Annotated in this window: 20 protein-coding genes; 15 read left to right on the top strand and 5 right to left on the bottom strand. The window is 63.0% G+C overall.

Annotated features, from left to right (window positions below):
- Positions 1 to 99: 99 nt before the first annotated feature.
- From glyQ to CBY09_RS09650, 6 genes are all read left to right on the top strand, one after another.
- Positions 100 to 1,005, top strand: a complete 906-nt coding sequence (gene glyQ / locus CBY09_RS09675; protein ID WP_094288919.1) for a glycine--tRNA ligase subunit alpha — start codon at positions 100 to 102, stop codon at positions 1,003 to 1,005.
- A gap of 11 nt (positions 1,006 to 1,016) precedes the next feature.
- Positions 1,017 to 3,158 (top strand): glycine--tRNA ligase subunit beta, encoded by a 2,142-nt coding sequence (gene glyS, locus CBY09_RS09670; protein ID WP_094288917.1) that lies wholly within the window; start codon positions 1,017 to 1,019, stop codon positions 3,156 to 3,158.
- A gap of 49 nt (positions 3,159 to 3,207) precedes the next feature.
- A complete protein-coding gene (gene gmhB, locus CBY09_RS09665; protein ID WP_094288915.1) occupies positions 3,208 to 3,819 on the top strand; it encodes a D-glycero-beta-D-manno-heptose 1,7-bisphosphate 7-phosphatase in 612 nt (203 codons plus the stop codon).
- Positions 3,820 to 3,885: 66 nt separating this feature from the next.
- Positions 3,886 to 4,671, top strand: coding sequence for a lysophospholipid acyltransferase family protein (locus CBY09_RS09660; RefSeq protein WP_094288913.1), 786 nt, complete (start codon positions 3,886 to 3,888; stop codon positions 4,669 to 4,671).
- 10 nt (positions 4,672 to 4,681) lie between these two features.
- The gene (locus CBY09_RS09655) at positions 4,682 to 5,638 is read left to right on the top strand and encodes a M48 family metallopeptidase (protein ID WP_094288908.1); all 957 of its coding nucleotides are present in this window, start codon (positions 4,682 to 4,684) and stop codon (positions 5,636 to 5,638) included.
- 16 nt (positions 5,639 to 5,654) lie between these two features.
- Entirely contained in the window at positions 5,655 to 6,071 is a 417-nt protein-coding gene (locus CBY09_RS09650; RefSeq protein WP_094288906.1) for a rhodanese-like domain-containing protein, read from the top strand.
- 201 nt (positions 6,072 to 6,272) lie between these two features.
- Here the strand turns inward: CBY09_RS09650 and lysM are convergent, their stop codons facing one another.
- Positions 6,273 to 6,758, bottom strand: coding sequence for a peptidoglycan-binding protein LysM (gene lysM / locus CBY09_RS09645; RefSeq protein ID WP_094288904.1), 486 nt, complete (start codon positions 6,756 to 6,758; stop codon positions 6,273 to 6,275).
- A gap of 173 nt (positions 6,759 to 6,931) precedes the next feature.
- Here lysM and CBY09_RS09640 point away from each other — a divergent pair, with 173 nt between their 5' ends.
- Entirely contained in the window at positions 6,932 to 7,699 is a 768-nt protein-coding gene (locus CBY09_RS09640) for a type III pantothenate kinase (RefSeq protein ID WP_094288902.1), read from the top strand.
- Positions 7,700 to 7,891: 192 nt separating this feature from the next.
- Here the strand turns inward: CBY09_RS09640 and CBY09_RS09635 are convergent, their stop codons facing one another.
- From CBY09_RS09635 to CBY09_RS09625, 3 genes are all read right to left on the bottom strand, one after another.
- On the bottom strand, positions 7,892 to 8,668 hold the full coding sequence (locus CBY09_RS09635; protein ID WP_094289405.1) for a tetratricopeptide repeat protein: 777 nt from the start codon (positions 8,666 to 8,668) through the stop codon (positions 7,892 to 7,894).
- Positions 8,669 to 8,720: 52 nt separating this feature from the next.
- On the bottom strand, positions 8,721 to 9,383 hold the full coding sequence (locus CBY09_RS09630) for a TetR/AcrR family transcriptional regulator (protein WP_094288900.1): 663 nt from the start codon (positions 9,381 to 9,383) through the stop codon (positions 8,721 to 8,723).
- Between the two features lie 239 nt (positions 9,384 to 9,622).
- A complete protein-coding gene (locus CBY09_RS09625; protein ID WP_094288898.1) occupies positions 9,623 to 10,216 on the bottom strand; it encodes a phasin family protein in 594 nt (197 codons plus the stop codon).
- A 227-nt stretch (positions 10,217 to 10,443) separates the two neighbouring features.
- Here CBY09_RS09625 and CBY09_RS09620 point away from each other — a divergent pair, with 227 nt between their 5' ends.
- The 5 genes from CBY09_RS09620 to rfbC all read left to right on the top strand — a co-directional run bounded on the left by CBY09_RS09620 (position 10,444) and on the right by rfbC (position 15,985).
- Positions 10,444 to 12,432 carry an SDR family oxidoreductase gene (locus tag CBY09_RS09620; protein WP_094288896.1) on the top strand — a complete coding sequence of 663 codons (1,989 nt, stop codon included), beginning with the start codon at positions 10,444 to 10,446 and terminating at the stop codon, positions 12,430 to 12,432.
- A 110-nt stretch (positions 12,433 to 12,542) separates the two neighbouring features.
- Positions 12,543 to 13,631, top strand: coding sequence for a dTDP-glucose 4,6-dehydratase (gene rfbB, locus CBY09_RS09615; protein WP_094288894.1), 1,089 nt, complete (start codon positions 12,543 to 12,545; stop codon positions 13,629 to 13,631).
- A complete protein-coding gene (gene rfbD, locus CBY09_RS09610) occupies positions 13,628 to 14,518 on the top strand; it encodes a dTDP-4-dehydrorhamnose reductase (RefSeq protein WP_094288892.1) in 891 nt (296 codons plus the stop codon). Before rfbB ends, rfbD begins: the two co-directional genes overlap by 4 nt.
- Before the next feature lie 13 nt (positions 14,519 to 14,531).
- Positions 14,532 to 15,416 carry a glucose-1-phosphate thymidylyltransferase RfbA gene (gene rfbA / locus CBY09_RS09605; RefSeq protein WP_094288890.1) on the top strand — a complete coding sequence of 295 codons (885 nt, stop codon included), beginning with the start codon at positions 14,532 to 14,534 and terminating at the stop codon, positions 15,414 to 15,416.
- Positions 15,417 to 15,436: 20 nt separating this feature from the next.
- On the top strand, positions 15,437 to 15,985 hold the full coding sequence (rfbC, locus tag CBY09_RS09600; protein ID WP_094288888.1) for a dTDP-4-dehydrorhamnose 3,5-epimerase: 549 nt from the start codon (positions 15,437 to 15,439) through the stop codon (positions 15,983 to 15,985).
- Between the two features lie 53 nt (positions 15,986 to 16,038).
- Here the strand turns inward: rfbC and CBY09_RS09595 are convergent, their stop codons facing one another.
- Positions 16,039 to 17,967 (bottom strand): hypothetical protein, encoded by a 1,929-nt coding sequence (locus CBY09_RS09595; RefSeq protein ID WP_240515659.1) that lies wholly within the window; start codon positions 17,965 to 17,967, stop codon positions 16,039 to 16,041.
- A 300-nt stretch (positions 17,968 to 18,267) separates the two neighbouring features.
- Between CBY09_RS09595 and CBY09_RS09590 the strand changes: the two genes are divergently transcribed.
- From CBY09_RS09590 to gspG, 3 genes are all read left to right on the top strand, one after another.
- Positions 18,268 to 19,938 carry a GspE/PulE family protein gene (locus tag CBY09_RS09590; RefSeq protein WP_240515677.1) on the top strand — a complete coding sequence of 557 codons (1,671 nt, stop codon included), beginning with the start codon at positions 18,268 to 18,270 and terminating at the stop codon, positions 19,936 to 19,938.
- Positions 19,931 to 21,184, top strand: coding sequence for a type II secretion system F family protein (locus tag CBY09_RS09585; RefSeq protein ID WP_094288886.1), 1,254 nt, complete (start codon positions 19,931 to 19,933; stop codon positions 21,182 to 21,184). Before CBY09_RS09590 ends, CBY09_RS09585 begins: the two co-directional genes overlap by 8 nt.
- 76 nt (positions 21,185 to 21,260) lie before the next feature.
- Positions 21,261 to 21,674: a type II secretion system major pseudopilin GspG gene (gene gspG / locus CBY09_RS09580; protein ID WP_094288884.1), complete on the top strand. Its 414-nt coding sequence runs from the start codon at positions 21,261 to 21,263 to the stop codon at positions 21,672 to 21,674.
- The last annotated feature ends 15 nt before the right edge of the window (positions 21,675 to 21,689 follow it).

The following is a 21,689-nucleotide window of genomic DNA, read 5'->3' as shown; positions in this document are numbered from 1 at the left end:
TTCTTCTTGAGAGACAGCGGGCCCGGGCACCGGCTTGATCCCGTTGTTGTTTCACCTTCCTCATTGCCCGGCCCTGGCCCTGCCAGTGCCCCGAACCTCATGTTGACCTTCCAGCAAATCATCCTGAAGCTGCAGTCCTACTGGGACGCGCAGGGTTGCGCACTCTTGCAGCCCTATGACATGGAAGTGGGCGCAGGCACCTCGCACACCGCCACCTTCCTGCGCGCCATCGGCCCCGAGCCCTGGAAGGCCGCCTACGTGCAGCCCAGCCGCCGCCCCAAGGACGGCCGCTATGGCGAGAACCCCAACCGCCTGCAGCACTACTACCAGTACCAGGTGGTGCTCAAGCCCGCTCCGGCCAACATCCTGGAGCTGTACCTGGGCTCGCTGGAAGCCCTGGGCTTTGATCTGAAAAAGAACGACATCCGCTTTGTCGAAGACGACTGGGAGAACCCCACGCTCGGCGCCTGGGGCCTGGGCTGGGAAGTGTGGCTCAACGGCATGGAAGTGACGCAGTTCACCTACTTCCAGCAAGTGGGCGGCATCGACTGCAAGCCCGCTACGGGCGAGATCACCTACGGCCTGGAGCGCCTGGCCATGTACCTGCAGGGCGTGGACAACGTCTACAACCTGAAGTGGACCGACACCCTGAGCTACGGTGACGTGTACAAGCAAAACGAGGTGGAGCAGTCCACCTACAACTTCGAGCACAGCGACGCCGACTTCCTGTTTACCGCCTTCAACGCACACGAAAAGCAGGCCAAGTACCTCATGGAACAACAGCTGGCGCTGCCTGCGTATGAGCAAGTGCTCAAGGCCGCACACAGCTTCAACCTGCTGGATGCGCGCGGTGCCATCAGCGTGACGGAACGCGCTGCCTATATCGGCCGCATCCGCAACCTGGCCCGCAGCGTGGCACAGAGCTACTACGAGAGCCGCGAACGCCTGGGCTTCCCCATGGCGCCGCGCGAGTGGGTGGAACAGATGGCGAAGAAGGCTGCGTGAGAGAAATGACGATGACAACCCAAAACCTCCTCGTTGAACTGTTTGTCGAAGAGCTGCCTCCCAAGGCGCTGCAGAAGCTGGGCGATGCCTTTGCCACCGTGCTGGGCGACCAGCTCAAGGCCCAGGGCCTGGCCACAGCCGCTTCGGTGGTCACCCCTTTTGCATCGCCCCGCCGCCTGGCTGCGCATGTGACGGCCGTGGCCGACAAGGCCGCCGACAAGGCCGTGCAGCAAAAGCTGATGCCCGTGACCGTGGGCTTGGACAAGGACGGCAACGCCACGCCCGCGCTACTGAAAAAGCTGCAGGCGCTGGGTGCGGACGTGTCCGACCCCGCAGCCGCAGTGGCCGCGCTCAAGCGCGCGCAGGACGGCAAGGCCGAAGCCCTGTTCTACGACAGCGTGGTACCCGGTGCCACATTGGCGGCGGGCCTGCAAAAGGCGCTGGATGAAGCCATTGCCAAGCTGCCCATCCCCAAGGTCATGAGCTACCAGCTCGAAACGGACTGCGAGCTGCCCGGCTGGACCAGCGTGAACTTTGTGCGCCCAGCGCACGGCCTGGTGGCACTGCATGGCAGCACCGTGGTGCCCGTCAAGGCGCTGGGTCTCACGGCGGGCAACAGCACCACCGGCCACCGTTTTGAAGCCGCCGTGTCGCCCGTGGTGCTGGCCGATGCCGACAGCTACGCCGCCACGCTGAAGAAGGACGGTGCCGTGATCGCCAGCTTTGCCGAGCGCAAGGCCGAGATCGCCCGCCAGCTCGCTGCTGCTGCCGCCAAGGTGGGCAATGGCGCCCGCCCCATCGAAGACGATGCCCTGCTGGACGAAGTGACCGCGCTGGTCGAGCGCCCCAACGTGGTCATCTGCCAGTTTGAAGAGCAGTTCCTGGGCGTGCCGCAAGAGTGTCTCATCCTCACGATGAAGGCCAACCAGAAGTACTTCCCGCTGCTGGACGCCGCAGGCAAGCTGACCAACAAGTTCCTCGTGGTCAGCAACATCAGCCCCGAAGACACCAGCTTTGTCACCGGCGGCAACGAGCGCGTGGTGCGCCCGCGCCTTGCCGATGCCAAGTTCTTCTTTGATCAAGACCGCAAGAAGACCCTGGCGTCGCGCGTCGATGGTCTGGGCAAGGTCGTGTACCACAACAAGCTGGGCACGCAGGGCGAGCGCGTGGAGCGCGTGCGCGCCATTGCCAAGGCCATCGCCACGCAACTGGGCGACGCCGCCCTGGTGGCCGATGCCGATCTGGCCGCGCAACTGGCCAAGACCGATCTCGTGACCGACATGGTGGGCGAGTTTCCTGAGCTGCAGGGCATCATGGGCGGCTACTACGCCCTGAACGACGGCCTGGGCGAGACCGTGGCGCACGCGATCGAAGACCACTACAAGCCGCGCTTTGCGGGCGACGCGCTGCCGCGCAACACCGCTGGCGTCGTGGTGGCCCTGGCCGACAAGCTGGAAACCCTTGTCGGCATGTTCGGCATTGGCAACCTGCCCACCGGCGACCGCGACCCATTCGCGCTGCGCCGCCATGCGCTGGGCGTGATCCGCATGCTGGTCGAGAAAGACCTGCCGCTGGATCTGACGGCACTGCTGGCCGGTGCCGTGCCCGCCTTTGGCGACAAGATCACCGACGCCTCGGCAGCCCTGGCTGAATTCATCTATGACCGCCTCGCTGGCAGTCTGCGCGAGCAAGGCTACAGCGCGCAAGAAGTGGACGCCGTGCTGGCCCTGCGCCCGCAGCGCCTGGCCCTGGTCGAGAAGCAGCTGGCGGCTGTGCGCGCCTTTGCGTCGCTGCCCGAAGCGCCTGCACTGGCCGCAGCCAACAAACGCGTCGGCAATATCCTGAAAAAAGCCGAGGTCGAAGGCCCCGTGGACGCCCACGTCAACCCCGAGCTGCTGCAGGAAAAGGCCGAGCAGGACCTGTTCGCCGCCCTGCAGCGCTTTGTGCCCGAGGCCAATGCGCAGTTCGACGCGGGCGACTACACCGCCAGCCTGCAGACACTGGCCGTGCTGCGCGCGCCGGTGGATGCGTTCTTTGACGATGTAATGGTCAACGCCGAGCAACTGGACGTGCGCATGAACCGCCTGGGCCTGCTCAAGATGTTGCACAACGCGATGAACCGCGTGGCCGACCTGTCCCGCTTGGCGGTGTGACCCCGGGGCTGATAGGCTGGCGGTCTGTTTCCACAAGGTACCCCCTCCTATGAAACTCGTCATCCTGGACCGCGACGGCACCCTCAACCCGCTGGGGGAGGACTTCATCACCTCGGCCGACGAGTGGACCGCCGTGCCCGGCGCGCTCGAAGCGATTGCGCGGCTCAACCACGCGGGCTGGCATGTGGTGGTGGCCACGAATCAGCCGGGGCTGGGGCGCGGGCTGTTTGATGTGGTGGCGCTCAATGCCATCCACGCCAAAATGCACCGCCAGGTGGCGGCCGTGGGTGGGCGCATCGACGCTGTTTTTTACTGTCCCCATGCGGCCGACGAGGAATGCGCCTGCCGCAAACCCGCTCCCGGCCTGCTGGAGCAGATCAGCGACCGCTACGGGGTGGAGCGCCACGACGTGCAGGTAGTGGGCAGCTGCGCCGCGCACCTGCAGGCCGGGGCTGCGCTGGGTGCGCAGTTGCACCTGGTATGCACGGGGCAGTCGGCGCAGGTGCACCCGATGGGGCCGCTGCCTGCAGGGCTGCCACCGGGCCTGCGCGTGCATGCCAGCCTGGGCGATTTTGTGGACCAGCTGTTGCCTGCAGTGCCCGCCACGGCGCCACCGCTGGCGGCAATGCCCTTGCCTGCGGTGGGTGGGCTGGTCTCCTGATACTATCAATTCAATAGCTGTAATCGCTTGATTGACAGGCGGTAGCGGCCTAAAACCCATCAAAAAATGGCCTTTCTCCGTTCTGTCATTCACCTTCTCTGGATGGGCATCACCGTGGTGCCTTACGCCCTGACCATCATGCTGGGCACATTGCTGGGGGTGCGCGGCCTGCCGCTGTACCGCATCGCGCGGGCCTGGCTTTCGCTGTGCATCAGCGGTGCGCGGACCATCCTGGGCATCCGGGTGGAGATCTCCGGCATGGAGCATCTGCCGCAGGGCGACAACGCAGGTGCGGTGCTGCTGGTCAAGCACCAGTCCACGTTCGAGACGTTTCTGATGCCCACGATCATGCCGCACCCCCTGGCCTACGTGTTCAAGAAGGAGCTGCTTTACGTGCCCTTCTTCGGCTGGGCCATCGGGCGCTTGGACATGATCCACATCGACCGCAGCCAGCGCACCCAGGCCTTCAACAAGGTGGTGCAGCAGGGCAAGGACCTGCTGGCCAAGGGCATCTGGATCATCATGTTCCCCGAAGGCACGCGCATCGCGCGCGGGCAAAAGGGCCAGTACAAGACCGGCGGTACGCGCCTGGCCATCGACACGGGTGCGCCCGTGATTCCGATTGCCGTGACCTCGGCCAAGGTGTGGCCGCGCAAGGCCTTCATCAAGCGCCCCGGCGTGGTGGACGTGTCGATCGGCCAACCCATCTCCAGCGTGGGGCGCGAGCCCGATGAGCTGATGCGCGAGGTCGAAGCCTGGATCGAGGCCGAGATGCGCCGCCTGGACCCCGGGGCCTACCCGCAAGCCCCCGCTGCCCCTGCGGCCGACACAACCACCCAAAGCGGGAAATAAGCCCATCGTGATGCAGCGGCTTGTGCAACTGGCGCTGGACTTGTTTGACCCGCCGGCCGCTGCGGCACCTGCACCCGTGGCACCGGCGGCCGGGGTGCCCGATACCAAACAAAAAATGCCCTCTGCGCCCGATGGGCAAGCGTTGGTGCCTCCTAAAACGATAGTAAGCCGCCCTGCAGCGCCCGCCGTGCCGCTGCCCTCTCTGCTGTCCCCCGCCGAGTTTCGCCATCCCCAGGCCAACCGCGAGGTGCTGCTGGGCCATGCCGTGGTGGCCTACGCGCTGCAGCGCGCGCGGCGCCGCAGCATCGGCTTCTCGGTGGGGCCCGACGGCCTGTCGGTGCGGGCACCGAGCTGGGTCACGCTGGGCGCGGTGGATTCTGCGCTGCGCGAAAAATCCGACTGGATCCTGCGCAAGCTGGGCGAGGCGCGCGAGCGCCAGCAGCGCATGGAGGGCGGCCGCATCGTGTGGGCGCATGGTGCCGTGCTGCCCTACCTGGGCGAGCCTTTGACGGTGGTGCTGGACCCGAGCCACGGCTTTGCGGGCAAGGGCGGGGCGCTGGTCACTGCAACGGATCAGCCCAGCCTGCACATCGGCCTGCCCCACAGCGCCAGCCCCGCGCAGATCCGTGACGCCGTGCAGGCCTGGCTCATGCGTGACGCGCGCCGCCACTTCACAGAGCGACTGGACCACTTTGCGCCGCTCTTGGGCGTGCGCTGGGCCAGCCTGCGCCTGTCCAGCGCCAACACCCGCTGGGGCAGCGCCAAGGCCGACGGCTCCATCCGCCTGAACTGGCGCCTGCTGCACTACCGCCCGGCCATCATCGACTACGTGGTGGCGCACGAACTGGCCCACCTGCGCGTGATGGACCACAGCCCCCGCTTCTGGGACACCGTGGCCACCGTGGTGCCCGACTACGCGCAGCTACGCAGCCATCTCCGTGACGAACCCGCCCCTTTGTGGGACTGAAAGAAGGACCTTGACGATGACCGAAGCCAAGATTTCTCCCGCCGACGGCTACGCCGGTGACGTGACGCCCCAACAGGCCTGGCAATGGGTGCAGGCCGGGCAGGCCGTGCTGGTGGACGTGCGCAGCGACGCCGAACGCGAGTGGGTCGGCTACGTGCCTGGCGCCGCCGCCGTGGCCTGGAAACAATGGCCGGGCATGGCGATGAACGCCGACTTTGATGCCCAGATGCGCGCCGCCGTACCCGAGGGCGCGCGGGCCGTGCTGCTGTGCCGCAGCGGCGTGCGCTCCATTGCCGCCGCGCGCCGTGCCACCGAGCTGGGCATCACGGCCTACAACATTCTTGAGGGGTTTGAGGGCGATGCGGATGCGCAAAGCCAGCGCGGCAAGAAGGGCGGCTGGCGCTTTCATGGCCTGCCGTGGAAGCAGGGTTGATGCTCCTAAAAAAATAGCTGCTAGCGCCTGTTTATCAAGCGGTAGCAGCTACTTTTCCTGAATTCGCGGGAGCCGCGCGCTGCGCGCGGACTCGGGCGTCAAATACCCCCCCGCTCCCGCCGGTGCACCCGTGGAACCGGCTTTGCCGGGCCACCGGGTGTGTCCCCCTGGGGGGAAGGCGCCGCAGGCGACTCAGGGGGGTTACTTCAGTGCAGGGATGCGCAGCTTCTGGCCGGGGTAGATCTTGTCGGGGTGGCTCAGCATGGGCTTGTTGGCCTCGAAGATCACGGGGTACTTGTTGGCATCGCCATAGAACTTCTTGGCGATCGCGCTGAGCGTGTCGCCGCGCACCACGTCGTGGTACTGGGCTTCGGGCTCGGGGTTGGTGACCTCCATCAGGTTCTCGACGCTGGTCACACCGGCCACGTTGCCGCAGCACAGGGTGATCTTTTCCTTGGCGGCTTGCGTGGGGGCTGCGCCTTTGACTGTGACCTTGCCTTCGGGGCCCTGGAAGGCCACCTGCACGTTGCTGGCGCCCAGGTTCTGGGCGGCGATGTAGGTCTCGATGGCCTTGCCGGCCTTGGTGTTGAGCTCATCCTGCGTGGGGGCGGCGGCGGTGGCAGCCTGCGCGTCCTTGCCGCCAAACAGCTTTTCACCGGCTTCCTTGATGAAACTGAAAAGACCCATGTCGTACCTCCTGAGGTTGCAGAAAGAAAAAGGAACGACCACTGTAGCGGCAATGCGAGGCCACCCCGTGTCAGACAGCGGCGCGAAACGATTTTTCACAATCCCGCCAGGGCGGCTGGAGGGCTGTCGCAGCGGGATCAGCCCGGATGCCAAAACTCGGGATAATCCGCCGCATGACTTTTCTGGCCATCGACGTCGGTAACACCCGTCTCAAATGGGCGTTGTACGACGCTCCCCGCCCCGGGGCTGCGCTGATGGCGCATGGCGCCGAGTTCCTCGACCACATTGACCGCCTGGCCGAAGGCAGCTGGGCCCCGCTGATCCACCCGGAGCACATGCTGGGTTGTGTGGTGGCGGGCGATGCCGTCAAACGCCGGGTGCAGGAGCAAATGGAACTGTGGGACGTGGCACCCTCCTGGGTCGTGTCATCCGCGCAGGAGGCGGGTCTCACCAACGGCTACGACCACCCCTCGCGCCTGGGCTCGGACCGCTGGGTGGCCATGATCGGCGCGCGCCACCATGTGCTGGCCCGAGGCCCTGCGCGGCCGCTGATTGTGGTGATGGTGGGCACGGCCGTCACGGTCGAGTGCATCGACGCTGAAGGCCGTTTCATGGGGGGCCTCATCCTGCCCGGCCACGGCATCATGCTGCGGGCGCTGGAGACCGGTACCGCCGGTCTGCATGTGCCCACGGGCGAAGTGCGCCTGTTCCCGACCAACACCAGCGACGCGTTGACCAGCGGTGGCACCTATGCCATTGCCGGAGCGGTGGAGCGCATGTACCAGCACCTGCTGCAGCACTGCGGCCAGGAGCCCGCCTGCATCATGACGGGCGGGGCGGGCTGGAAGATGGCGCCCAGCATGACCCGGCCTTTCGAGCTGGTGGACAACCTGATTTTTGACGGCTTGCTGGAGATTGCCGCGCGGCGGTTTGGGGGCTGAGGGCCTTGCAACGCAGTCGCTGCATCAGTGCGAAGCGGTTTTCTATGCCCATCGACCTGCAAAACTGGCGCTGCCCACGCCTGGGACACCGAGCAAGGGCCGCCCCGCAGCGAGGGTGTCGTCCCCCTTCCCGAATGGCGTAGCCAGTCGAGAGAAGGGGGAAGGCGCGAAGCGCCTCAGGGGGATGCCCCCTTACTCTTCCTCTAGTTCACTCCGTGCCATTTCCACATCCAGCCGCTCCATGGCGTCCATGGGCTCTGCTGCGGCGGCCTTTTCGTAGAGCGCGGTGGCTTCCTTCATCTTCTTGTCGCCTTCCAGCATCACGAGGGCGTTGGCGTACTCGATCATGGCGATGGCCGAGCCCGGGTTGAGCTTGAGGGCTTCCTGGAACAGCTTGAGGCCCGCGTCCTTCTTGGCGCCATAAGTCATACCGCCAATCAGCGAGCCCACCTTGTCGATCACCTCGGCATGGAAGGCGCCCAGTGCGATGCGCGCGTCGGCATGTTTGGGTGACAGGGCGATGGCTTTCTCCAGCGATTCCTTCACCTTGCCGCCCAGGCCCTGCGCCAGCGCCTTGGCGACGCTGATGCCCTGGCTGTAGCGGCCCAGCGCGTAGGCATGCCAGTACCAGGCGTTGGCGTTGCTGGGGTCTTCGCCCGCCTGGGCCTCGGCACGCTCGGCCACCTGGGTGAACAGGTCCAGGCGCGTTTTCTCTTTGGGTTCCAGGTAGTTGGCGTAGATGGACGTGGCCTTGTTGGCCACGGTGATGCCTGCGCCACCGGCGGCCAGGCCTGCAGCGGCGGCCTTTTCAAAGTCGCCGTTGTGGAACAGTGCCCAGGCTTCCAGCACGGCGGTGTCCTTGGGGCAGGGTTCGGCGTCCCCGCCATGCAGCCGGGCCCAGTGCTTTTTGACGCTCGCGGCGTCAAAGCGGTAGTCGCCCGCGTGGGGGAAGGGGGTCCATTTGGCCATGGTGTGTCTCCGGAAGTTCTTGTTGGTGGATGTCTGTGGCGGGTGGGCGGTATCAGCCGGGCGCTGCTGCATAAGCGCCGACCAGCTGCAGCAGGTGGGCCCGCTGGCCGCTTTCGAGGTAGGGCATGAGCAGATTCAGCACATGGTGGGCACCACGCAGCAATGCGGCCTGGGCGCTTTCGGGCTCCAGTGCGCGGCGCGGGTCGCGCACGTATTCAAAGCTGAGCCAGTAGGTCAGCACCACCACCATGCTGGTGGCGGTGGCCTCCAGCTCGCGCGAGTCGATGTGCAGGGATTCCGCGCGGCCCATGCCATCGAGCATGGCGCGCACGGCCCGGGTCTTGTTCTTGAGGATGGCCTGGAAGTGGGTCTCCAGGCGCCGGTTTTTGGACAGCAGGTCGTTGAGGTCGCGGTACAGGAAGCGGTACTGCCAGATCAGCTCAAACAGCGTGTGCATGAAGAACCAGGCGTCTTCCACATTGCGCACGCCGTCGGCGGCGGCCAGCAACTCGGTGAGCGAGCGCTCATAGCGATCAAACAGCGCGTTGATCAGCTCGTCCTTGGCGGGATAGTGGTAGTACAGGTTGCCGGGGCTGATGCGCAGCTCGGCCGAAATCAGGGTGGTGGAGACGTTGGGTTCGCCGAACCGGTTAAACAGGTCCAGCGTGACTTCCAGAATGCGTTCTGCGGTGCGGCGTGGCGCTTTCTTCACCATGTGTGCAGGCCCTTCGCGTCGTTGTGCTTCGTTGTTTCGGTGTCTCTCTGATGCCTACTCTAACCCACGCAGTCATGCTGCAGTGCGGCATGCCGTCTTGCGGCAAACCCTTGCTGCAGTTGCTTGTAACGCACTTCATGGGTTTCACCAAAAAAAGAAAAGCGGCCAGCGCGCTGTTGCACGTGGGCCGCTTTCAGCGGGCGGGCTGCTGCCCGCCTGCGCCAGTGGGTGGTGAGCGATCAGCTGGCCGATGGAGTGCTGGCGCCGGTGTCGGCTGCGGCACGGGCTGCGGGCTTCTTGGCTGCAGCTTTCTTGGCGGGTGCCTTGGCTGCGGGCTTGGCGGCTGCCTTGGCAGGAGCGGCCTTCTTGGCTGCGGCTTTCTTGGCAGGGGCCTTGGCGGCTGGCTTGGCTGCAGCCTTGGCGGGAGCTGCCTTGCTGCCCTTGGCCAGGGCGTCCACACGGGCGCTCAGGGCTTCCAGGTCGCGGGCCGAGGGCACGCCCAGCTTGGCCAGGGCCTTGGCCACGCGGTCTTCAAAGATGTTTTCGAGCTTGTCCCATTGGCCCTGGGCCTTGGAGCCGATGTCGCTGGCCATAGTGGTTACGCGGCTGGTGGCTTCGGTGATCTTTTCTTCGGCCACGGCCTGGGTCTTGCGCTGGATGGTCAGGCCTTCCTTGACCAGGGCTTCAAACACCTTGCCGCCTTCTTCCTGTGCCTTGGAGAAGGCGCCCAGGCCCGCCAGCCAGATCTGCTGTGCGGAGTCCTTGACGGTGCTGGACAGTTGGGCGTTGCTCTTCTTTTTGTCAGCGCTGAGTTTCTGCAGTTTCTTGACCATAAGGCCTCCGTGGTGCGGTTGGTTGGGGTTGTCGGGGCGATTTTGCCTTCGACGCATGGCCGCACTGTACGCCGCACGGTCCGCAAGGTGTAGGCGCGCGCTCCTAAAAATGTAGAGCGTGCCATCTAGCCTGTGGATCGTTGGCCGCCTAGTATCGGCGCGGGTTTCTGCTGAATCGGGGTGCGCAGGCCTTGCGCAAGAATGAAGTTATCTCAGAGGAGTTATCCATGCAGTATTTCGTGACGGGGGCAACGGGGTTCATTGGCAAGCGGCTTGTGAAGAAGCTGCTGGAGCGCAAGGGCGCTGTGGTCCACTTCCTGATTCGCAAGGAGAGTGCCGACAAGGTGGCCGACCTGCGCAGCTTCTGGGGTGTGGGGCCCACGCGTGCGATTCCCGTGTTTGGCGACCTTACCGCCAAGAAGCTAGGCGTGGCGGCCGATGATGTGAAGAAGCTCAAGGGCCAGATCGACCACTTCTACCACCTGGCAGCGGTGTACGACCTGGCTGCCGATGAGGAAACCCAGGTGGCCGTGAACATCGAGGGCACGCGCAACACGGTGGATCTGGCCAAGGCGATTGATGCCGGGCATTTCCACCATGTCTCTTCCATCGCGGCTGCGGGCCTGTACGAAGGCGTGTTCCGTGAGGACATGTTCGACGAGGCAGAGGGCCTGGACCACCCGTACTTCCAGACCAAACACGAGAGCGAGAAGATCGTGCGCCAGGACTGCAAGGTGCCCTGGACGGTGTACCGCCCGGCCATGGTGGTGGGTGACAGCACCACCGGCGAGATGGACAAGATCGACGGCCCCTACTACTTCTTCAAACTCATCCAGCGCCTGCGCCAGCTGCTGCCGCCCTGGATGCCCACGGTGGGACTGGAAGGCGGGCGCGTGAACATCGTGCCTGTGGACTTTGTGGTGAACGCGCTCAACGTCATCAGCCACCAGAAGGACATCGGCAAGAAGTGCTACCACCTGGTGGACCCGGTGGGCTACCGCGTGGGCGATGTGCTCGACATCTTCAGCCGCGCCGCCCATGCACCGCGCATGAACCTGTTCGTCAACGCTGCGCTGCTGGGCTTCATTCCCAAGAGCGTGAAGAAAAGCCTGATGGCGCTGGCGCCCGTGCGCCGTGTGCGCAATGCGGTGATGAAGGACCTGGGCCTGCCCGAGGACATGCTGACCTTCGTGAACTACCCCACGCGCTTCGATTGCCGCGAAACCATGGCGGCGCTCAAGGGTTCGGGCGTGGCCTGCCCCAACCTCAAGGACTACGCCTGGCGCCTGTGGGACTACTGGGAGCGCAACCTCGACCCCGAGCTGTTTATCGACCGCACGCTCAAGGGCACGGTGGCGGGCAAGGTGGTGCTGATCACGGGTGGGTCGTCCGGCATTGGCCTGGCCGCAGCGCACAAGTTTGCCGAGGCGGGCGCCACCACCATCATCTGCGGCCGAGACCAGGACAAGCTGGACGAAGCCTGCGCCGAAGCCAAGGCCAAGGGCTACCAGTTCATCGCCTATTCGGCCGACATTGCCGACATGGCCGACTGCGACCGTTTTGTGCAGCTGCTCATCGACAACCATGGCGGTGTGGATTTCCTGATCAACAACGCAGGCCGCTCCATCCGCCGCGCCATCGAGTCGAGCTACGACCGCTTCCACGACTACGAGCGCACCATGCAGCTCAATTACTTTGGCTGCCTGCGCGTGACCATGGGCTTCCTGCCCGGCATGGTGGAAAAGCGCAAGGGCCATGTGGTCAACATCAGCTCCATCGGCGTGCTGACCAACGCGCCGCGTTTTTCGGCCTATGTGGCCAGCAAGGCGGCGCTGGACGCCTGGACGCGTTGTGCCTCCAGCGAGTTTGCCGACCAGGGCATCACCTTCACCACCATCAATATGCCGCTGGTGCGCACGCCCATGATCGCGCCCACCAAGATCTACAACAATGTCCCCACGCTGAGCCCCGAAGAGGCAGCCGACATGATCGCCCAGGCCTGCATCTTCAAGCCGGTGCGCATCGCCACACGCCTGGGCATCACGGGGCAGCTGCTGCACGCGCTGGTGCCGCGCGTGGCGCAGATCACCATGAACACCAGTTTTCGGATGTTCCCGGATTCCACGGCCGCCAAGGGCGGTGGCAAGGACGCCAAGCCACAGCTCTCGGCCGAGGCGGTGGCGCTGCAGCAGATGATGCGTGGTATCCACTTTTGAAGCTGCGCCGCTTCGCTCGGATCGGCCCGTGTTGAACTCTGTTACTCAGAGGTTAGGCGGGCAGGGATAATCATAGGCTTTGCCAAGTTGGCATTTCACACAGCCTCCCTATGATTCTGGTAACTGGCGGCGCAGGTTTCATTGGCGCCAACTTCGTTCTTGACTGGCTCGCTGCTACCAGCGAGCCCCTGGTCAACCTCGACAAGCTCACCTACGCGGGCAACCTGCACAACCTGGACAGTGTGCAGGGTGATGCGCGCCACATCTTTGTGCAGGGCGACATTGGCGACACCGCATTGCTCGCCCGGCTGCTGGCCGAGCACAAGCCCCGCGCCGTGGTCAACTTTGCGGCCGAGTCGCATGTGGACCGCTCGATCCACGGGCCCGAGGACTTCATCCAGACCAACATCGTCGGATCGTTCCGCCTGCTCGAAGCCGTGCGTGCCTACTGGGGCGTATTGCCCGAGGGCGACCGTGCCGCTTTCCGCTTCCTGCACGTGTCCACCGACGAGGTGTACGGTTCGCTCGCACCGACCGACCCGGCCTTCGCTGAGACGCGCGGCTTCGAGCCCAACAGCCCCTACAGCGCCAGCAAGGCCGCCAGCGACCACCTGGTGCGCGCCTGGCACCACACCTACGGCCTGCCGGTGCTCACTACCAACTGCAGCAACAACTACGGGCCCTACCACTTCCCCGAGAAGCTGATCCCGCTGATGATCGTCAACGCCCTGGCTGGCAAGAACCTGCCGGTGTATGGCGATGGCATGCAGGTGCGCGACTGGCTGTACGTGAAGGACCACTGCAGCGCCATCCGCCGCGTGCTGGAGGCGGGCGCCCCTGGCGAAACGTACAACGTGGGTGGCTGGAACGAGAAGCCCAACATCGAGATCGTGAACATGGTCTGCAGCCTGCTCGACGAGCTGCGCCCCCGCGCCGACGGCCAGAGCTACCGCAGCCAGATCACCTACGTGAAGGACCGCCCCGGCCACGACCGCCGCTACGCGATCGACGCCCGCAAGATCGAGCGCGAGCTGGGCTGGAAACCCGCCGAGACCTTCGACACCGGCATCCGCAAGACCGTGCAGTGGTACCTGGAGCATGCCGACTGGGTGGCCAACGTGCAGACCGGCGCGTACCGCGACTGGGTGGAGACCCAGTACGAGCAGCAGCCCGTCCCCGCAGTGGGCGCCAGCGCATGAACATCCTGCTCTTCGGCAAGGGCGGCCAGGTCGGCTGGGAGTTGCAGCGCAGCCTTTCGGTGCTGGGCACTGTCACCGCGCTGGACCACGACAGCACCGAGCACTGTGGTGACTTTGCCAACCCCGCTGGCGTGGCCGAGACGGTGCGCGCCCTGCGCCCCGATGTGATCGTCAATGCCGCCGCGCACACCGCCGTGGACAGGGCCGAGAGCGAGGCCGACTTCGCCCGCACGCTGAACGCCACCACCCCCGGCGTCATCGCGCAGGAAGCCGCCAAGCTGGGCGCCTGGCTGGTGCACTACAGCACCGACTACGTGTTCGATGGCAGCGGCAGTCGGCCCTGGGTGGAGACCGACACGCCCGCCCCGCTGAGCGTGTACGGCCGCACCAAGCTCGAAGGCGAGCAGCTGATCGCCCAATCCGGCGCCAAGCACCTGATTCTGCGCACCAGCTGGGTGTACGCCGCACGCGGTGGCAACTTTGCCAAGACCATGCTGCGCCTGGCGCAGGAGCGTGAACGCCTGACGGTGATCGATGACCAGTGGGGCGCGCCCACCGGCGCCGATGTGCTGGCCGATGTGACGGCCCACGCCATCCGCCACCTGCAGCAGAACCCCGAGCACGCGGGCCTGTACCACTGCGTTGCCGCAGGCGAAACGACCTGGAATGCGTATGCAAAATACGTGCTGTCGCGCGCCAATATTGAAAATTCAGCTATTAAAATAATAGCAAAAGAGGTGGCGCCTGTGCCCACCAGTGCTTTCCCGACCCCGGCGGCCCGCCCGCACAACTCGCGCCTGAGCACGGCCAAGCTGCAGACCACCTTTGGTCTGCAGATGCCGCACTGGCAGGCCGGTGTGGCGCGCATGCTGGCTGAAATTCTCTGAACGGCACCCTCACATGACGCAACGCAAAGGCATCATCCTAGCCGGAGGCTCCGGCACCCGGCTGCACCCGGCCACCCTTGCCATCAGCAAGCAACTGCTGCCGGTGTACGACAAGCCCATGATCTATTACCCGCTGAGCACGCTGATGCTGGCGGGCATCCGCGACATCCTCATCATCAGCACCCCGCAGGACACGCCACGTTTCGAGCAGTTGCTCGGGGATGGCAGTCAGTGGGGAATTTGCCTCGAATACGCGGTGCAACCCCGTCCTGAAGGTCTGGCCCAGGCATTCATCATCGGCGAGGAATTTCTCGGCGACGCGCCCAGCGCGCTGGTGCTGGGCGACAACATTTTTTACGGTCACCATTTCCACGAGTTGCTGGGCCACGCTATGGGGCGCTCCGAGGGAGCCAGTGTGTTTGCTTATCACGTGCACGATCCCGAGCGTTACGGCGTTGCAGAGTTCGATGCGCAGGGCAAGGTCCTCTCGCTGGAGGAAAAGCCTTCGGTCCCTAAGTCAAGCTACGCTGTCACGGGTCTGTACTTCTACGATCACCGTGTGGTCGAGCTGGCAAAAAGCCTCAAGCCCTCTGCCCGGGGTGAATATGAAATTACCGACCTGAATCGTCTGTATCTGGAGAAGGCACAACTGAACGTTGAGATTATGGGTCGTGGCTACGCGTGGCTGGATACTGGCACCCACGAAAGTCTTTTGGAGGCGGGGCAGTTCATCGCCACGCTGGAGCACCGGCAGGGTTTGAAAATCGCTTGCCCGGAAGAGATAGCTTGGCGCCATCAATGGATTGATCAGGCGCAACTGGAGCGGCTAGCGCAGCCGCTCTTCAAGAGCGGCTACGGGCAGTACTTGCTGCGTCTGCTGAAAGAAAAAATCTACTGACACCCACCGTTTTCCCAGCCATGCAAGCAATCCGACTGACCATTCCCGACGTCGTGCTGATCGAGCCTAAAGTGTTCGGTGATGCACGTGGCTTTTTTTTTGAGAGCTTCAACCAACGTGCCTTCAACGAGGCCACTGGTACAGATCATCAGTTCGTGCAAGACAATCACAGCCGCAGTACCAGGGGTGTGCTGCGCGGGCTTCACTATCAAATACAGCAACCTCAAGGAAAGCTGGTCCGTGTGGTGCGCGGAGCCGTATTTGACGTCGCCGTGGACATTCGGCGCAGTTCCCCGACGTTCGGGCGCTGGGTTGGCGAAGAGCTGAGCGAGGACAACCATCGGCAGCTGTGGGTACCGCCGGGCTTTGCACATGGCTTCGTGGTGCTCAGCGAAACCGCAGAATTCCTATACAAGACCACGGACTACTATGCCCCCACCTACGAGCGTTGCATTGCATGGAACGACCCGGCCCTAGCGATTGATTGGCGTCTGGGAAGTGCCACGCCTCAGCTGTCTAGCAAGGATGCAGCGGGCCTGCTGTTGGACGCCGCAGAGTTGTTTTCCTGAGGCCCCTGAGCCGGTGTCGCGGACGCCGGATTGATAGAACCAGCCGGTTCGCATTACTGAGGCTGCGCGAGATGCTGCCGCATTGCGTCGTAGAGCTTGTCGGCCCCGAATTTTCGATTTTCCGGATCGAATGAGAACAAGTTGTGGCCGCGTGCCACCACCTTTCCTTGCCAATAGGGCTCTATGAAAAACGAGAGAAAGTCTGCGCCCTTCCGCTCGTGCCGGTCCAGTGTCTGGCGCAGTTCTTCTGTGCTCATCGGCTTGAGCGGATGAAACTCCGTCACTCCATAGCTATGGTGGCCAGTCGACGCATACCACTTGTGAAACCCGGCTCCATAGGATGCATGTCCATATAGACTCACCCCCAGCTTGAGTCCGCCGGACGTCTGCTTTTGCAATGACGCTTGAATGGCAAACTTGTTGGCGTCCCAACTGGGATTGGTGAACGGAATGATCTGATGGGTGTAATGGGGCACGGCCTTCAGGCACGATGCATTGACCACTTGATCAAAAAAACGCAGGTATTCAGTGACCTGTCTCCCGCGAAATGTGTGCCACAGTGGAACAAGCGGGTTGTAGTAATAGGAGGCCTGTTCCACAGGTTGGTCGATGTGAAACTGTACAGAAGTGCTGAGCTGTGCGTGTGGTGGTAGTGGCTTTTGAGGATGTAGAACAGGCGTTTTCTGTTGCCTGTCCATGATGGCAATTTGGCGTGTTCCCATCAGCGAAATCTGTCCTGGAGCATTTTCCATAAACACATCGATCCGATGAAGACCAGGGGCCAGAGTTCGGAAATCCAGGTCCATGCGCCAGCCGGTGTTTGCAAAGCCGAATTCGGGTTTGGCCTCCAATACGTCCTGTCGCCCCTGCTCCACGGGTGTTTTGCCCATGAAAATACCATCGGCGTACACATGTACCCAAGCCGGGTATGTGCTGCGCTTCGGTGCATCTGAAAACACCCAGCCGGAAACAGGTAGGGTGCCGTGTGCGAAGGAGTCGATGTGCTCGGTGTAACGCTGCAGTGGCTCGGACCGTATGTCGCGCCCCGGCGGCAGCACTTCGTCAAAAGACCGGTATTCCGAGCCCAGCACCCTGTTCAACCGCGCAATGCTGGTGAATTCCTGTTTCAGGAATTGCTGAAAGCCAGCGGTGGAATGTGGACCATAGTCCGTGACGCGATAAGGGCGGTCAAACCCCATCCCCGCTTCGAAATCCGGGAACAAATGGTGCAGTTCTCCTAGCAGCGTGACACCCTGGATCTTGGCGAGGTCGGCTGCAGGTAATCTGCACAGCTCGGAAAGCAACGCTCGAGCGGCTTGCACGCGGCGCGCGGTCAGGTCTGTGGCCGTACTGGCCAGAGACCAATTGTTGACTGCTGAGTCGTAGTAACGGCCCTGCGCCATTGGACCGTCGCGCGTCTGCGCCAGATTCGTTGAATCGGATGCTAGTGCAGCCTCCAGGGGCGCATCGGTGGCGAAATGCGTGGCGAAGAGGTAGAGAATGACTGGGCGGCTCGTGTCCCGTATGGTCCGGGCGATGCGCTGGACCCGTTCGGTATCTATGGCCCAGTTATCGTCTTCCGGCCGGAACAGTTGCAGCAAGGGCGCTGCAAGCGTATATCCCAGGAGCTGGGGCGTTGTCGCAACGGTAGTTCCGCGGGGCTGCAATGTAGAAAGAGTGGACTCCACAAGTTGGGCTGCGGATCCATCGGGGCCTGTGCAGGACCTTGCCAGAGCGTCCACGCGAGCGTCACCTGTGGCTGCCGGCTGCTGCGGCTGCATGATGCAGGGGTCGGCCACTGCAATCATGGGCGCCAGCAGCATCCTGCCAACCCGGTGCTTTTCGGCGGGCGCGTGGAGGCTCAGCAGACGTGTACCGCCCCAGCCAGCCAGCAAGACAGCGGCGGCAGCGATGTAAATGACAACAGGAGCCGTTTTGCCTTGCGGTGGCGTTTCCATCTTTTTTTGCGGGCTGAGATTCATAGACTGTGCGACTTTAAAGGACGTTTGCTGCACTTTTGCGCACTGCCACCGTTGCAGAGGTAGGAGGCGCATCGGCAAGAATGAAAGTTCCGGCGCCCCAGGGGCCAAGTCTGTGAGGCCCATGGGCAAGCTTCGGGATGAGGCAATGTCTCCCGGATACACTCAGCGCTTCTGTTTCAGCCTTTGGCGTTGTCGGCAGCAGGCATCATGCCCGCTGTCCAGTGCGCTCTCCGAGCAGTCATGATCACCACCAATACACATTCCTTCGCAGCCGAGGCGCTTGCCGACGCCGATGCGCGCATGCGCATTGGCGACCTGCTGGTGCAGGCCGGGAAACTGAGCGCCCGCGATCTGGAACGTGCGCTTTCTGCGCAGCAAGAAATGGGTGGCATGATCGGGCGGGTGCTGGTGCGGCTCGGGCTTGTCTCCGATGCAGATGTGGCGGGGGCGCTGTCGATCCAGCTTAATGTCCCGCTGGTTCTCGCAGAGGGGTTCCCCGATCTCATGCCCGAGGTTAAAGGGCTGTTGCCGGAGTTTCTCCAAGCCAATGCCGTCTATCCCTTGAGATTGGAGGATGGTCAACTGTATGTGGCCATGGCTGTCCCTCAGGATGCCTTTGTGGTCAAGGCGCTGCGTCTGGCAACCGGCTATGTTATCCACCCTCATCTGGCTTTGGAATCCGACATCGAGAAAGCGCTTGCTGAGCCGGTTGAGGAGCCTGAGGAGGATGGAAACGATGGCTTTGGCGACGGCTCCGATGGCGGCGACTTTGTTGAGCATCTGAAGGACTTGGCCAGCGAGGCGCCGGTGATCCGTCTGGTCAATACAATCATTGGTCGGGTCACGGACTTGAGAGCGTCCGACATCCATCTGGAACCATTCGACGACGGCCTGCACGTTCGCTACCGCGTGGATGGCGTGATTCACGCGGGCGAACTGGTCCCTCCGCGGCTAAGCGCAGCGGTAAACTCGCGGGTCAAGCTGCTGGCGCACCTAGATATCGCGGAGCGGCGGCTCCCTCAGGACGGGCGCATAAAGACGCGCGTTAAGGGGCGGGAGCTTGATCTGCGTGTCTCCACCGTTCCCACAGTGCATGGCGAGAGCGTGGTGATGCGGGTGCTGGATCGCGCAAGCGTTCGCTTGAACCTGGAAAAGATGGGTTTTGAGAAAGACACGCTGGAGCGGTTTAATCATCTGCTCGCCAAACCCCATGGCATCCTGTTGGTCACCGGTCCTACCGGCTCCGGAAAAACCACCACGCTTTACGCTGCGCTTTCAAAAATCGATGCGGATTCCAACAAGATCATCACGGTCGAAGATCCGGTGGAATACCAGTTGGAAGGGATCAACCAGATTCAGGTTCATCCCCAGATCAACCTTACATTTGCGAACGCGCTGCGCTCCATTCTTCGGCAAGATCCGGACATCATCATGATCGGGGAAATGCGTGATGGAGAAACTGCCCAGATTGCCGTGCAGTCCGCTCTCACCGGCCACTTGGTCCTCTCGACGCTCCACACCAATACCGCTGCCGGCGCAGTGATACGGATGCAGGACATGGGCGTGGAGAGCTACCTGATCACTTCTGCAGTCAATGGGGTGTTGGCTCAACGGCTGGTGCGTACTCTTTGCGGCAACTGCAAGGAAACCTACGATCCTGGGCCGGACGTACGCGAACGCACGGGGCTAATCCGCTTCTCGGAACCTGGAAGGCCGATCTACCGCGCCCGGGGCTGCGAACAATGTCGCAACACCGGCTACCGGGGCCGCACCGGAATTCACGAGTTGCTCACTCTCGACGAGCCCATGCGTCGGGCCATCATTGACGGCTTGGATGCCAACGCGTTGAATGCCTTGGCGGCACAGCAAGGAATGCTGAATCTTTACGAGGACGGATTGCGTAAGGTGGCTGCAGGCGTGACCACGTTGGATGAATTAGCGCGTGTAACGCAGGACCAGTCCGATGCCTGACTACGCATGGCGCGCAGCCTCCGCGACCGGAAAAATCGCAGAGGGGCAACTGAGTGCAGCCAGCGAGTCGGCTGCGCTGAAGCAACTGCGCGAGCAGGGATTGACGCCGCTTAGCCTGGTCGAAGGGGTGGGCACGGTAGCCCGCGTGCCTGCTGCTGGCGGCGCGGCTTCCATCATTCACGCATCTTCCGGCAAGCGGGTTGAAAAAGGACCGGTCAAGCTGTCGGATGTGCAGGCCTTGACGACCGAGCTGTCCATCATGCTCAAGGCCGGCCTCGCTCTGGGCAACGCCTTGCGCGTTCTCATCGACATGAGCTACAAGCCAAGTGTGGCTGCATTGCTTCAAGGGGTGCTCGACGCCGTGAAGGGCGGGACGCCATTGAGCCGCGCGCTGGTTGCGCACCGTGAGCTGTTTGGTGATTTCTACATCAATATGATCCGCTCCGGAGAGGCCAGCGGCCAGATGTCCGCAGTGATGGAGCGTCTGGTGGAGCACATGGAGCGTCAGCGTGCGCTGCGTGAAAGTGTGGTGTCTGCCACCATCTATCCTGCCATCTTGCTGGCGGTTGCTGTGCTGTCTCTAGTCGCGATGCTGGGTTTCGTGGTTCCCCAGTTTGAGAAACTGTTCACCGACATGGGTGATGCACTGCCGTTGCCAACGCAGTGGGTCATGGCTTTGGGGCATGCCTTCAAGAAGTATGGCGTCGTAATTGCAGCAGCGGCATTCGGTTTGGGCATTGTGCTGCGGCGCTGGGTGCGTTCACCTGGGGGGCGCCACTGGTGGCAGGCACGCCTTCTCAGGTTGCCACTGGTCGGCCGATTGACACTGAAATACCAGCTCACACTATTCTCCCGCTCTTTGGGAACTCTGCTTGGAAATGGAGTTCCGATGCTGACCGCGCTGCACATTGCAACGGAAACGGTGGGGAATGCTGTGCTTCAGCAGGCCCTTGTGAAAGTAGCGCCCATCGTCAAGGAGGGTGGAAAGGTCGTGCAGGCCATTTCTGCCACGGGAATTTTCGAGCCCCTGGCGATCAATCTGATTCGTGTGGGAGAGGAGACTGGTCGCATCGGCCCCATGATGCTGGAGCTCTCCAATATATTGAACCGGGAGGTCGAAACCGGCATCAAACGACTGCTCACGCTGGTGGAGCCGGTACTCATTCTGGTGCTGGGCATATTGATAGCGGCCATCATCGTCTCCATCCTGCTGGGGATCCTGTCGGTCAATGACTTGGCCGTATAATTTTTTTGCTTTGGAGGTTAAGTTGATGGTCTACCAAACTGCTTGGGCAGGCTTGCGTCAGCATTTGAGGGGCAATATGCGCAAAAGCGTGAGAACCAGAGGGTTCACGCTGATCGAACTGCTGGTGGTTTTGGCGATCCTCACCATGCTCGCCGGCTTGGTGGGCCCCAAGGTACTTGGCTCTCTGGGGGGGGCGAAATCCAAGACGGCTGCTGTTCAGATTGCTGACCTTGACAAGTCGTTGGAGCTCTTCAAACTGGATGTCGGACGTTACCCAACCACCGAGGAGGGCCTGAACGCACTCGTCACCAAGCCGGCCTCCGCCAATGGTTGGAATGGCCCCTACCTGAAGGGTGGACTGCCCTCGGACCCCTGGGGCAATGCCTATCGCTACTCCACGTTGTCGGCTGGAATCGAGATCCTCTCGCTGGGCTCCGACAACGCTGCAGGTGGTGAGGGCGAAGCTGCGGACGTGCGCAACACCAAGTAGTACGCACAGTGCCCC

The organism is Acidovorax kalamii, assembly GCF_002245625.1.
GTDB lineage: Bacteria > Pseudomonadota > Gammaproteobacteria > Burkholderiales > Burkholderiaceae_C > Acidovorax > Acidovorax kalamii.
This window is presented reverse-complemented; position numbering and strand designations above follow the sequence as displayed.

Coding starts and splice junctions, on each gene's coding strand:
- rfbD (WP_094288892.1), top strand. CDS start 13,628: ATGAACATCCTGCTCTTCGGCAAGGGCGGCCAGGTCGGCTGGGAGTTG.
- CBY09_RS09585 (WP_094288886.1), top strand. CDS start 19,931: ATGCCTGACTACGCATGGCGCGCAGCCTCCGCGACCGGAAAAATCGCA.
- rfbA (WP_094288890.1), top strand. CDS start 14,532: ATGACGCAACGCAAAGGCATCATCCTAGCCGGAGGCTCCGGCACCCGG.
- CBY09_RS09625 (WP_094288898.1), bottom strand. CDS start 10,216: ATGGTCAAGAAACTGCAGAAACTCAGCGCTGACAAAAAGAAGAGCAAC.
- glyQ (WP_094288919.1), top strand. CDS start 100: ATGTTGACCTTCCAGCAAATCATCCTGAAGCTGCAGTCCTACTGGGAC.
- CBY09_RS09635 (WP_094289405.1), bottom strand. CDS start 8,668: ATGGCCAAATGGACCCCCTTCCCCCACGCGGGCGACTACCGCTTTGAC.
- CBY09_RS09630 (WP_094288900.1), bottom strand. CDS start 9,383: ATGGTGAAGAAAGCGCCACGCCGCACCGCAGAACGCATTCTGGAAGTC.
- glyS (WP_094288917.1), top strand. CDS start 1,017: ATGACAACCCAAAACCTCCTCGTTGAACTGTTTGTCGAAGAGCTGCCT.
- lysM (WP_094288904.1), bottom strand. CDS start 6,758: ATGGGTCTTTTCAGTTTCATCAAGGAAGCCGGTGAAAAGCTGTTTGGC.
- CBY09_RS09660 (WP_094288913.1), top strand. CDS start 3,886: ATGGCCTTTCTCCGTTCTGTCATTCACCTTCTCTGGATGGGCATCACC.
- CBY09_RS09655 (WP_094288908.1), top strand. CDS start 4,682: ATGCAGCGGCTTGTGCAACTGGCGCTGGACTTGTTTGACCCGCCGGCC.
- rfbC (WP_094288888.1), top strand. CDS start 15,437: ATGCAAGCAATCCGACTGACCATTCCCGACGTCGTGCTGATCGAGCCT.
- gmhB (WP_094288915.1), top strand. CDS start 3,208: ATGAAACTCGTCATCCTGGACCGCGACGGCACCCTCAACCCGCTGGGG.
- rfbB (WP_094288894.1), top strand. CDS start 12,543: ATGATTCTGGTAACTGGCGGCGCAGGTTTCATTGGCGCCAACTTCGTT.
- CBY09_RS09590 (WP_240515677.1), top strand. CDS start 18,268: ATGCGCATTGGCGACCTGCTGGTGCAGGCCGGGAAACTGAGCGCCCGC.
- CBY09_RS09620 (WP_094288896.1), top strand. CDS start 10,444: ATGCAGTATTTCGTGACGGGGGCAACGGGGTTCATTGGCAAGCGGCTT.
- gspG (WP_094288884.1), top strand. CDS start 21,261: ATGCGCAAAAGCGTGAGAACCAGAGGGTTCACGCTGATCGAACTGCTG.
- CBY09_RS09650 (WP_094288906.1), top strand. CDS start 5,655: ATGACCGAAGCCAAGATTTCTCCCGCCGACGGCTACGCCGGTGACGTG.
- CBY09_RS09595 (WP_240515659.1), bottom strand. CDS start 17,967: ATGAATCTCAGCCCGCAAAAAAAGATGGAAACGCCACCGCAAGGCAAA.
- CBY09_RS09640 (WP_094288902.1), top strand. CDS start 6,932: ATGACTTTTCTGGCCATCGACGTCGGTAACACCCGTCTCAAATGGGCG.